Source organism: Nocardia sp. NPDC004604, from assembly GCF_040609795.1.
Classification (GTDB): Bacteria; Actinomycetota; Actinomycetes; order Mycobacteriales; family Mycobacteriaceae; genus Nocardia.
Genome location: NZ_JBEXLC010000104.1, coordinates 20,875 through 32,310, shown reverse-complemented (window position 1 = coordinate 32,310; position 11,436 = coordinate 20,875). Strand labels below are relative to the sequence as shown.

Annotated in this window: 12 protein-coding genes and 1 pseudogene; 5 read left to right on the top strand and 8 right to left on the bottom strand. The window is 63.7% G+C overall.

Annotated elements, in window-relative coordinates; all coding sequences use genetic code 11:
- Positions 1–190 precede the first annotated feature (190 nt).
- The 6 genes from ABZW16_RS30645 to ABZW16_RS30620 form a co-directional block, all read right to left on the bottom strand.
- Positions 191–1,423: an MFS transporter gene (locus tag ABZW16_RS30645; RefSeq protein ID WP_354959567.1), complete on the bottom strand. Its 1,233-nt coding sequence runs from the start codon at positions 1,421–1,423 to the stop codon at positions 191–193.
- Between the two features lie 18 nt (positions 1,424–1,441).
- A complete protein-coding gene (locus ABZW16_RS30640) occupies positions 1,442–2,677 on the bottom strand; it encodes a hypothetical protein (protein WP_354959566.1) in 1,236 nt (411 codons plus the stop codon).
- A 346-nt stretch (positions 2,678–3,023) separates the two neighbouring features.
- Entirely contained in the window at positions 3,024–4,424 is a 1,401-nt protein-coding gene (locus tag ABZW16_RS30635) for a DHA2 family efflux MFS transporter permease subunit (RefSeq protein WP_354959565.1), read from the bottom strand.
- 511 nt (positions 4,425–4,935) lie between these two features.
- A complete protein-coding gene (locus ABZW16_RS30630) occupies positions 4,936–5,142 on the bottom strand; it encodes a DUF397 domain-containing protein (RefSeq protein WP_354959564.1) in 207 nt (68 codons plus the stop codon).
- A gap of 141 nt (positions 5,143–5,283) precedes the next feature.
- Positions 5,284–5,490, bottom strand: coding sequence for a DUF397 domain-containing protein (locus ABZW16_RS30625; protein ID WP_354959563.1), 207 nt, complete (start codon positions 5,488–5,490; stop codon positions 5,284–5,286).
- Positions 5,487–6,365: a helix-turn-helix transcriptional regulator gene (locus tag ABZW16_RS30620; RefSeq protein WP_354959562.1), complete on the bottom strand. Its 879-nt coding sequence runs from the start codon at positions 6,363–6,365 to the stop codon at positions 5,487–5,489. Before ABZW16_RS30620 ends, ABZW16_RS30625 begins: the two co-directional genes overlap by 4 nt.
- Before the next feature lie 226 nt (positions 6,366–6,591).
- On the opposite strand from ABZW16_RS30620, the gene ABZW16_RS30615 reads away from it, so the two are divergent.
- From ABZW16_RS30615 to ABZW16_RS30600, 4 genes and pseudogenes are all read left to right on the top strand, one after another.
- Positions 6,592–6,849, top strand: coding sequence for a hypothetical protein (locus ABZW16_RS30615; RefSeq protein ID WP_354959561.1), 258 nt, complete (start codon positions 6,592–6,594; stop codon positions 6,847–6,849).
- Between the two features lie 225 nt (positions 6,850–7,074).
- Positions 7,075–7,323, top strand: a complete 249-nt coding sequence (locus ABZW16_RS30610) for a hypothetical protein (protein ID WP_354959560.1) — start codon at positions 7,075–7,077, stop codon at positions 7,321–7,323.
- 149 nt (positions 7,324–7,472) lie between these two features.
- Positions 7,473–7,610 (top strand): annotated as a pseudogene (locus ABZW16_RS30605) (IS256 family transposase); the annotation flags it as partial.
- A gap of 272 nt (positions 7,611–7,882) precedes the next feature.
- Positions 7,883–8,374, top strand: a complete 492-nt coding sequence (locus ABZW16_RS30600; RefSeq protein WP_354959559.1) for a hypothetical protein — start codon at positions 7,883–7,885, stop codon at positions 8,372–8,374.
- 186 nt (positions 8,375–8,560) lie between these two features.
- Here ABZW16_RS30600 and ABZW16_RS30595 read toward each other — a convergent pair whose 3' ends face one another.
- Positions 8,561–8,923 carry a hypothetical protein gene (locus ABZW16_RS30595; protein WP_354959558.1) on the bottom strand — a complete coding sequence of 121 codons (363 nt, stop codon included), beginning with the start codon at positions 8,921–8,923 and terminating at the stop codon, positions 8,561–8,563.
- A gap of 47 nt (positions 8,924–8,970) precedes the next feature.
- Here ABZW16_RS30595 and ABZW16_RS30590 point away from each other — a divergent pair, with 47 nt between their 5' ends.
- A complete protein-coding gene (locus tag ABZW16_RS30590; RefSeq protein WP_354959557.1) occupies positions 8,971–9,990 on the top strand; it encodes an MBL fold metallo-hydrolase in 1,020 nt (339 codons plus the stop codon).
- 262 nt (positions 9,991–10,252) lie between these two features.
- Here ABZW16_RS30590 and ABZW16_RS30585 read toward each other — a convergent pair whose 3' ends face one another.
- Positions 10,253–11,422: an FAD-dependent monooxygenase gene (locus ABZW16_RS30585; protein WP_354959556.1), complete on the bottom strand. Its 1,170-nt coding sequence runs from the start codon at positions 11,420–11,422 to the stop codon at positions 10,253–10,255.
- Positions 11,423–11,436 lie beyond the last annotated feature (14 nt).

The following is an 11,436-nucleotide window of genomic DNA, read 5'->3' as shown; positions in this document are numbered from 1 at the left end:
CACCGCCATACCGACGGTGAGCACCACCGCCGCGGCGATACCTGTCGCAGACCCCTGATCGACGAATAGCGTGTGACCAACGCGAAATCGGGACCCGGCAGCATCGCCCCGAGAATCGCGGCGTGCAAAAGAAATCAGATCCACCGGTGCCGTCCGCGGCCCAGATACCCGTATTCACGGATACCCGTATTCACGGCGTCGGAACGAGCGCGTACCGATCGCGTGTCGACGTGGCCCACCTGATGACCACCGGCGCGAGCAGCCCGGCCGCCAGCAGGATGAATCCCGCTATGTACCAGCCGGTTACGCCCAAGCCGATACACAGCCACGTCAGCAATGCCGGGCCGACCGCATCGGCCATGCGCAATCCGATGCCGAAAACACCCAGATACAGACCGAGGTCCTGAGGCGGTGCCAGCGCATTGGATGCCTCGAAACCGCCTGCCGTCTGCCACAATTCGCCCACGCTCAGCACGGCGGCACCGACCCCGAGGATCAGCACGGCAACCCAGCCGCCGTGTCCGTGCGCGGTTGCCAGCAGCACACATGCGATGAGAAACGCCCAACCGCTGCGGCGCAGCGCGACCCCCGCGGCGGTGGCATCGACGACCCGTCGGCTGGCTCGGACCTGGAACAGGACCACGATGGCGATGTTCACCATGTCTATCGCGGCGATCGACCAGCGCGGCGCGGCCGTGGCACCGATGATCCACAGCGGTATGGCGACCGATTGGATTCGGTATTGCAGCGACAGCACGCCGTCCACTGCGGTCAGTGCCAGATATGGCCGGTCCCGCAGGGCGAGCCAGCGCGCACCGTGATGTTCGGCGGTCGCCGCCGCTGGCCCCATCGCGGGCAGTCGAGCGACCAGCGGTATCGCCGCGGTCAGGAAACCGGCGGCGATAAGGATGGCCACCCGGTAGATCAGCGCGGAATCCAATTGCACGGCTACCGCGGCCAGGCCGATGCCGATAGCGATGCCGACATTGAGCACCGAGCGGATGTAGGCGCGAAACTCATTGGCGCGACTGGTGATAACCCGCGGAATCATTGCCGAGATCAGCAGCTGGACGCAGGCCTGCGCCGCGGCCGCCGCCGGAATAACGACCAGATACATCGCGAATCCGTCGACCGCGAGAAAGCCGACGGTCGCGACGGCCCCGACGAGCAGGCTGGCGCGCAGCACACCGAGCGGGCCACGTCGATCCGAGATCCGGCCGACCAGAATATTGCTGACCACGCAGGCTGCCCCGGCGACGCTGAGCCCCACGCCGACCTGCATCGGCGAGATCCGCACGATCCTGGTGAAGTAGAGGACGACGGTGGACAAATAGATACCGCTGGAGACGGCCGCCGCAACCGTAATCAGCGTCAGCATGCGCTGCGGTCCGGCCGACGGCAGCAAGGCGCGAAACCAAGACACGAGAACCGTCCGGGCGATTCAGGCGACGGCCGCGTCGGTCGGCGAATCGAGTGCGACGCAATCCATCCGGAATCCGGCGATGGTGCGCTGCACCGCCTCGACCACTTCCCTATTGGAACGTCCGCGGAAGCGGAAGGCCGCACCGATCTCGGCGTAACCGAATGTTTCGGTGATCATCGTCCCCACCGGCGGCACCGAATAGTGATACGGGGCATATGCGCACGAAATATCCAATTGCACGTCCAGCACCGTGCAGGGCGGGGTGACCGGCGGGTGGATCAGCAATTCGGCGACCACCTCCGAATCGGCGAGCGAAGCGCTGACCGGCGTACGACCGAGCTGAATATCGACCGCGGCGCCGAGGAGGTCGTAGCCGTGCACTTCCCGCCACATGTGGGTGGTCTCCCCACCGGCGGCGCGCGCCGCCACCTCCAGGAATCGAATGTGCGGTATACCGAAGGCATATCCGAGGAAGAATTCGAGATGAAATACGGTGGGGGTACCGGCGCTGAGCGCGGAAAGTACGGATTCGGCAAAGGTGGCGAGCGGGCCGATAAGGGCAGGGTCGTCGATCTCTATATAGCCCAGGCTGGTTCCGTTGTCGGCGAACTCGAGACAAGTACCCAGATATTTCGATGCACGCCAGGGACCGAGCCCACTGCCGGTCCATACGCCGTCTATCGCGCCTACTTCGTCCGGGCAGAATTCCTGCACGAGAAAGGGTTCGGCACTCAGGTCGGGCAAGATGGATAGATCTTCAGCGGAATCCAGCTTGACCACATCTCGGCTTCCCGCACCGAGCCGCGGCTTCACGATCAGCGGAAACCTGTGCTCGGAGGCGAATTCTCGGATAGCGGCCACATCGGGAGCAGCCCGGAATGCGGGCACCGAAACACCTTGCTCACGAACGGTTTCGCCCATCGACAGCTTATCGCGAAACCGTACCGCATATTCCGGCCGATCGCCCGGCAGATCGAATTCCGCACGCAGTTCGGCGGCCGTGAGCAGATCGAATTCATGGAGCGCAACAATGCGTTCCGGCGTGCCGAACCGGGCCGCGAGATCACGCACCGCCGCTGGCACGAGAGCCATATCATCGAGAATCGTCACCGCGGCCGCGGCGTGCACCGGTATACCATCCAGCACACTGCGCGGACAAACGTAGGTTACGGAATTCGAAACGTGATCGATACGCTCGAGATACGGGACGTCGACACCGCGCACTCTATGTATGACAGTCACGTGTGATTGCACAGATTCCTCCGCTCGAAGCCAGGCTGACACAGTTGAATTTAGTAGCGAAAATTAAGCTGAAGTAACACATTCGCCAACATGTGGCAGCGGTACGGAGAACCTACTGCCGATCGACGAACTTGTCTTTGTGATCCATATCACATAGGCGTCGAACAGCATTTCAGTCCCGACGCTCGCGAGAATCCTTTCAGCAGAAATGCGGATCAGAGGTGTGGGATATTTCGGCACAGCGATGCTTATCAAATGTGCCGACCACGCAATAGGGCAATCGGTGTGAGATTTCCGCGGATACACGACCATCCACGGCTGCGGCTATCGGAATGCCGCAGCGCCAGGGCCGGTCATATCAAGGGGGTTCCGGCATGCGCGGCATGAGGGTCGCGGTGAGCACGGCACCGGCGAAAAGTAGCGCACTGCAGATCCACAGCGCGTCATGAAAACCGCTGCCGAAGCCGATGGCATCGGTGAGCGGCGCGCCCGAGATACCGACGAGCCCCGGCAGCGCGGCGACGGCGAGCAGTTGCGCGGTCCGGGCGACTGCATTGTTCACCCCCGACGCGATTCCGGCATCCGATACCGACACTGCGGCGAATACGGCACCGGTCAGCGGGGCAACGAAGACGGCCAGACCCGCACCGAGCACGACGGTCCCCGGCAGCACATCGCCTAGATAGGTTGCGCGCGGGCCGATCTCCGTCAGCAATACGGCACCGCACGCGGCAAGTGCCGAGCCGAGTGTCATCGGGATCCGTGCACCGTGCCGCTGCGCCCACCGGCCCGCGGCCGGGGACGACACCAGCATGATCGCGGTGATCGGCACCGTCACCAGGCCCGCCGCCAATGGCGAATATCCCGCGACCACCTGCAATTGGAGTGGCAGCAGGAAGTAGACGCCACCCAGGCCCGCGTACACGGCAGCGGTCACCATATTGGCCGCGGTGAACACCCGCGAGCGGAAAAGTGATGGCGGCAGCAGCGGATGTTCACCGCGCAACTGGATGAGCGCGAACATCCCGAGCAGCGCCGCGCCGAGCAATGACATCCACCCGCGTGCGCCGATGAACCCATAGGTGAGCGCACCCAACCCGGCCACGACGGTGGCCGCACCCGACAGATCGAGCGGTCGCGCATGCACATCCCGCGACTCCGGAAGGTAGCGCACCGATACGACGGTCACGGCCACCGCGAACGGAACGGTGATGAGAAATACCGAGCGCCACCCGGCCAACTCGGTCAGCCAACCACCGACCACGGGTCCGCCCGCCTCGACGACCCCGACAAGTCCGGCCCACAACCCGATTGCCGCACCGTGATCACGACGATCGATCGAGGCCGTGATCAACGCCAGGCTGCCCGGGGTGAGCAACGCACCCGCGATCCCCTGCACAACCCGCGCCACGATCAGCATTTCCATGGTGGGCGCGACGCTGCACAGCACCGAGGCCACCGCGAAACCGCCACTGCCCCAAACGAATACCGCGCGCTGCCCCACCCGGTCGCCCAATCCCCCGCCCACCAGGATCAGCGATGCCAACGCCAGCGTGTAACCGCCGACGACCCACTGCAAGTCGGCCACGTCGGCACCCATACTCGAACCGATCCGCGGCACAGCGACATTGACGACCGGCGCATCCAACAGGACCACCGCCGACCCGAGCACCGCGGCCGTCACGACCCATCGCCCGGCGACCGAACTCAGTCGCGGCAGGGCGGGCGCGGCCCGGTTCGCCGCAACAAGATCGCTCACGATGGAAATTCTCGACTCGCCCGCCGCACCCCCGCCAACGGGCGACCCGCACATTTACATCGGCTTAAGTTTGGCAGTCGACCGACCAGTTCGGGCGCGGGTGCTCCGGCGATCGGGTCGATGCCGAGTTCGGGCAGGACCGAGAGACGTGGCGGTCGGCGACACCGGCCCGACCTGGCCGACTGCCCGGCACCACGCAGAGTCCGCCCACCGAGGAGGTACGAGATTCGCTTCGGTGCCGCGCATCGCCTGCTCACCGCGATCGGCGGGGCCGTCATCTACTGGTACCTCGGCACCGGAAGCGATCGGGTGCGGTCCGCGTTCGGCCCCGCTCGCACGATTTGGGACCACAACGAGGATGAACTGCTCAATTGGTTGCGCTCGGTACCACTGTCAAGCTGGGCATTCTGAAACCTGGAGTGCGGCACCCACATCCGGCACTGCGCGCTTACTGCGAAAGCCCCGTAAACTCGACCGCTGCGATCGGGTACGGGGCTTTCGGGAAATCGGGCTACGGCCGCTCGAACTCGCCAACCGCTACGCCAGCAGTGAAGGCGTCCCACTCGCTCGGCGTGAAGACCAACACCGGGCCGGTCGGGTTCTTGGAGTCGCGCACGCCGACCATGCCCCGGTCGAGGTGCGCGACTTCCACGCAATCCTTCGACCCGGTGCTGCGAGTGCTCTTGAACCAGACAGCGCCGGACAGGTCAACGTTCACTGGGCATACTCCTCTGCAACCTGGCGGATGTGAGAACGACGATCCGCCTCACCCAACGCCGAACTGTTGATGCCGATGAAGCTTCACGATACTGCCGAACCTCTTCCGGCTTCTCGAGATAAAGGGCTGCCCGGAAGTCCGTTACGGCCGTTCGAAGTCGCCATCGGCTACGCCTGCGGTGAAGGCGTCCCACTCACCAGGCGTGAAGACCAACACCGGACCGGTCGGGTTCTTGGAGTCGCGCACGCCGACCAAGCCGCCGTCCAGGTGTGCGACCTCTACGCAATCCTTGGATGCGGTGCTCCGGCGGCTCTTGAACCACTTCGCACCAGATAGGTCGATGTTCACCGGGCGTACTCCTTCACAATGCCGAGCAGCAAGGCGCGGCTCGCGTTCTCGTTCAACGCCAATCGCTCGATATCCGCGCATGCTCCACGATAGTGGTCGACTTCCACAGGCTTTTCCAGGTACAGATCGCCGGTGAAGCCCTGGATGTACACCACGGGGGACATAGTCAGATCCGCCTTGGGATGTGGCGGGAACTCCAACAGCACGAACGAGCCGACAATCATACCACGGTAGGTGCCAACCTTCGACGGAACCACGCGGATGGACACGTTCGGCAGCTGGCCACAGTCGATTAGGTGGCGCAGCTGAGCTGCCATTACCTCGGTGCTACCGGTCATGCGGCGGAGAATGGACTCATCGATGAGCACGTTCAGTGTGATCGGATTGCGCACACTGGTCAGGCGGGCCTGTCGCTTCATCCCGACATCGAGCAGTCGCTCGGTCTCGTCAGAAGGCTTGTGCGGGAACTCCGTCCAGCTCAGCGCGCGGCGATAGTCGCGCGTGTGCAGGAGACCGGGCAAGAACGTGGTCTGGTACGACGTCATATGGGTGGCGGCGTCCTCCAGACTGACGAACAGCCCGAAGTCCTTCGGGATCTGGTCGGTGAACGCGTGCCACCAGCCGCGTGTCTTGGTTTCATCCACCAAGCCGAGCAGCGCCTTGGTCGATTTCGGCGTTGCGCCGTACAGCTGACACAGGTGGTTCAGCAGGACCGGGTTGAGGCGAACCGGCTGGCCCGTCTCGATCTTCCACAGGGTCGACTTGCCGATGGAGATCGAAGCGGCAGCGTCGGCCATGGTGATGCCGGACTTCTCGCGAAGCGCCTCCAGTTGGATACCGAGGAGCCGCCGGGCAACTGTGGAATCGGCTGTCACGGATGTCGCCTTCCATCTTGGGGTTTCAGTTGAAACCAGAATGCCGCGCGAACTAAAACTACGAGGGATTTTAGTGAAACGTTTCTATTGGAACGTTGTGGACTTGCACGTATCTGAGGTGTGCTGGGTGTGCGCCCGGAGCGATAGCTCTCCTCATCAGGAGCGTTTCAGGGCCGGGCGCATCCAATTCCACAGACGCGAGCAGAGGTCTAACACGATGGACCACATGGCTTTTGGGGACACGGCAATGTCCCGGTGTCAGTACTATCGGCGGGTGTGCGATCTGCCCGCGGTGATCGACCCGCCCGAGCTGGGGCGCATCATTGTCAAAGCCGGTCGGGCGTGGGCGATTACGATGCCCGCCGTTCTCGGTCGGGCGGTGCAAGCCGATCTGGACCGCCGAGCGGCTCGGTGGCGGGCCGGTGATATCGCATCCGCGTTCGGCTCGGTGGTCGTTCATGATCCGCCCGGATCTACCCGATGATGAGCAACTGTATGCGCAGATGCGCCGACTGAATGTGTCGGTGGTCCGCGCCGGAGGCGATATCGCATTGCCATCCCCCGCCGATCGGGGTGGTCTTTTCTGCACATGGATCACACTGCCGCAGAGTGCGTTTCGTCCATCGGGCCATGCAGTGGTCGACTCCATTCTGGCATGTGTGCGTCGCGGCGAGACGCGGTCGGCGTCACGCACGGAGCCATAGGACCCATGGACGCCATTCAGCCGCGCGGGCGCGACAGCGCGCCGCGCCGATCGCCACGCCCCGACGAACAAGACGTGCACCTCAGTGTGTTCTTACACGGCATCCGGTTCGACTTCGCAGCCTGCCTGACCGCTGCACTGCTGTTCATCCAGGAACACCAGGCACAGCACTATGCCGACGCGGTAACCGTCGACCTAGGAGACGCGAGCGCATTCCCTCGCCTACCGAACGAACGCTTGTACCTCGAACCATGAGAGCCAGAAAAGCCTCGCCACCTGCCCGAGCACGGTGGTCGCCGGACCCGTCCGATAAGTGACGACATAGTATTCGCGAACACAAACGCGCGATGCCGTCGACATTGTGGCGAAAAGACTTGTGGCACATGGATTCAACGACCATGCCGAGATGCCTCTACCCTGATCCCTACTCCCTCGATCCCACCGGCGCCGGTCAGGCACGACGGACCATACGCTGGAAGCCCGCGGTCAAGGCGTTCCCGATAACTTTCGCCGACCGCTGGCCCAACGCCCAAACCTACTGAGAGAAACCGCAGGAAACACCTTTAGCTACTGCCGCGTCCAGATAGCTCCTGCCATATCGCCCCCTTGGTCCAGGCGGTCGAAGGTAGTCGAATGGTGGTCGCCCAGGCCGGCGCGAACACCATATGACTGTGCTCGGCGAGCAGCCGAAGTGGGTAGCGCAGCAATCTGTCTGGACGGGGCACTGGACGCCCGGCGAGTCGGACGGGGATCTGCTTGACTCCCGGGTCCGGCGGGATACTGGTGAACGCTGTGGCCGTGGCACTGTGGATGTGTGAGTAATCTGCCGTTCACTGTCGGAGATGATCTGTACGTTCACCGGTATACGGTCAGTCATAGCGAGTTGTTGTTGCGCAGCAACGACTTCGGGACATTCGAGTATCGGACCGAGCTTTGTTTCGAAGGCGTGGAGCGGATGGAACTGGACCCGCGGTTCAATGGCGGGCTTACCCTCACGCCGGTTTCTCGCCATGGCGACCTCGATGACAGCGCTGCCGTGCCCCTGCTGTTATTGGAATTGGCGGGCGGCACGTTCGGATATGGCTTCGTCGCGTGCAGCAAGGTCACTGCGAGAGGCTTCCGGTGGGAGGGCGGTGACGTTGTGTTCGACCAGGTGCTGTTCTGGGAGGGTGCGAGCTACTCGGTGCATGGTGTGGGTGGCCGGCCTGCCGAAGCCGGTGATACAGCGTTCGGGTTATCGGTGCGACGTCGATATGCCCGGGAAAAACGCACTTCGGCACGATTTCCGCCGCCTGACAACTCGTGATCGTCGACCACTTTGCGTCGTCGATCGCGAGAACCCTGTGGTTCATCCCGGGATGCATGAGGGAGTGTCCTCGTCGGCGGTAGTGGCTGAGCCGGGCTTGGTGTCGGTGGCCTTCTGCCGCAATCGCTTTGGAAGCGCACTGTGAGCGGCAACGGGTCGCCGACAGAGTTGTCATATTGCAAGGTGTCATCCCGGCTGGCAGCTCTGACCTGCAGGGCCGGACACCAGGATGAGGAAGCCGAACCCGCACATCATGGCGAGAATCCCGCAGCTGCTCAAAGTAAGTCGCACCGGGTTGATCTGATGGCGGTGGGTCCACAGATTGGCCAGCAGGACAAGCCCGAAAGCCAGCATGGCGCAGGCGCCGGTGATCTGGAAGCTTTGCGCAGCTGTGAATGCCGCGTCGCGTGAAGCTTGGTCACCATTGGCCGCGTCGCAGTAATCACCGACTCCTCGGGTGAAGAGTGCATAACCACCCAGGAAGATGGCTGGCCCGAACAGGACCGAGCCGACGACATAGGTCGATGCAAGGACGACCGGACGTTCCAAGAGCTTCACCATACGTACCGTAGTTCGCCTCCAGCAGTGGAGATCTCATGAGCAATGTGTTGGCGACCGCTCACGAAATATCGGTTAACAATCCGAAGCGGTTCACTTACCCTCCCGTTATGGATCACCCTGAACGGCTGGAGAGCGGGCACCCATTCCGGCAGTGGAAGACGTGGCAGATCCCCGGAACTCGGCTCACTTTGACGGGGTATTCGCGGGCCAACGACAAGACGTTCTTTCACGTGCCCGGCCTTCGCTGCAGCCTCGATGCGGGGCTGTGTGAGGGGCGGCAGGTGGACACCGTCTTCCTGACGCACACTCACCACGACCATTCGAAGGATCTCGACTACTTGGCGTCCAAGGAGTCCGGTGTGGACATCTACCTTCCGGCCGAGGCAATGTCCTACACGGAGTCCTTCCTGCGTGCCTCGGCCGAGCTGAATCATGGGGCAGCGTACGACCCCGACTTGGGTGGAGGGTACCGGCTGCATGGCGTACGGGGCGGTGACGAGTTCACTTTCGGGCGCCGAGGACATCACGTACGGGTCGTCGAATGCGAGCACAAGGTGCCCTGCGTGGGCTACGCGTTCGCCGAACGCAGCAAGGAGCTGTTGCCAGAGTGCGAAGCACTGCGACGCACCCTGATGGCCGACGGGCGCGGCGCCGAGTTCGGGCGTCTCATGGCCGCGAAACGCAAGGAAGGGGTGCAGGTCGAGCGAGAGATTCCGCGTCCGCTGTTCGCCTTCCTCGGCGACACGCACGTAAACGTCTTCGTACGCAATCCGTGGTTGTTCGCCTACCCGGTGATCATCACCGAGTGCACGTTCCTCCATGATTCCGAGCTGGAGCGTGCAGACCGCATCGGTCATACGGTGTGGAGCCGCCTCGAGCCGGTGATCGCGGCGCACCCGGAGACGCTCTTCGTTCTGACGCACTTCAGCCTGCGACATTCCGACCGTGAGGTGCTGGAATTCTTCCGGACGGCAGCCGGGCAGCTGGGAAACGTGCTGCCGTGGGCGCATCCGGAGAGCTGGATGCCCGAGCAACACCAGGCCGCGACGATCTGACGTCGAAAGTCGAACAAGGTGAACGGTTTCGAGTGGCGGATGCGTGGATCGAGCATCCGCCGACCTGGCGTATTCCAGCAGCGCGGACTTGCCGATCCCCGCCTCGCCACGCACGACCAAGGGAAGCCCGACACGACCACTGACACGATGTTCCACCACATCACGGCAGGCCAGGGCGCCGCACTGAGCTGTTTTTCGCACCGTTTCCACCGGAACCCCTAGTACCAACCAGGTTCTCGCCGCGGCATCAGCCTCGGGACCTTCAACCGACGCGCTGCGGATCGATACCGAGTTCGGACAGGTTCATGGCCATCTTGTGGTGCACAGCAGGAACCCAATCCAACGCGCGCAGCACGGTATTGCGCAGGCCGCGCAGCGGTGCGCTGTCCACGGTCGCGACCCGAGTCATCTTGTCGGTGAACGCCACAACGCTCTCCGCGACCGGTCGGCGTTCGGCCTCATAGGCGTCCAGGACGCTGTCATCCGCACCATCGCGGAGCACCGCGGCGAGCTTCGCGGCCAGATTGAGCCCGTCCTGGAGACCGGTGTTCATCCCCTGCCCGCCAGCCGGACTGTGCACATGCGCGGCGTCTCCGGCGAGGAAGATCCGGCCCGCTCGATAGCGCGCGGCCAAGCGGTGGTGCACACGGAAGCGCGAACTCCAGACGATGTGCTCCACCGTGGCTGGATGCTGTTGCGGGCCACGGGTACTCAGCAGGCGCTGGACGTGGAAGTGGTCGGGCTGCGGCGGTGCATCGTCCACAGTGGCCACGATGCGGTGGCGACCGCCGGGCAGTGGCGCGAGGACGGTGACACCCTCCGGCGAGAAGTACAGCCGGATCTCCGCATCGGGCACATCACCGCTCAGGACGGCATCGGCGAGCACGAACGACTGCGCGTAAGTATCGCCCTCGAAGGCGATTCCGGACTGTTCGCGGACGAGGCTGTGCATCCCGTCGGCCCCGATGACGTAGCGCGCCCGGATCGTCTCGCCGGTGGCCAAGGTCGCGGTGACGCTGTCGGGGTCCTGTGCCAGCGCGGTCAGCTCACACCGCCGCGACACCTGGCTGCCGGTCGCCTCCAACCGTTCCAGCAGTACCTGTTCGGTGAGGTCCTGTGGGATCAGCAGCGTGAAGGGATAGTCGGTGGGCAGGTCCTCGAAACCGACGTGCAGCAGCACGCGGTCGCGTTCGCGAACCGTGGCCTGCCCGACGATGATTCCCCGCGACACCAGCTTGTCGGTGACTTCCAGTTCGGTCAACACCTCGAGGGTGCGGGCATGGACGACGGCGGCACGCGAGGTGTTCTCCCCTGCGGCCTGTTTGTCGATGAGTACGACGGAGACACCTTTGTCGGCGAGCGATGCGGTCAGCGCCATGCCGACCGGGCCCGCACCGACGACGAGTACTTCGGTCTGAGTGGGAATATTCATGGTGGTGACGCTAC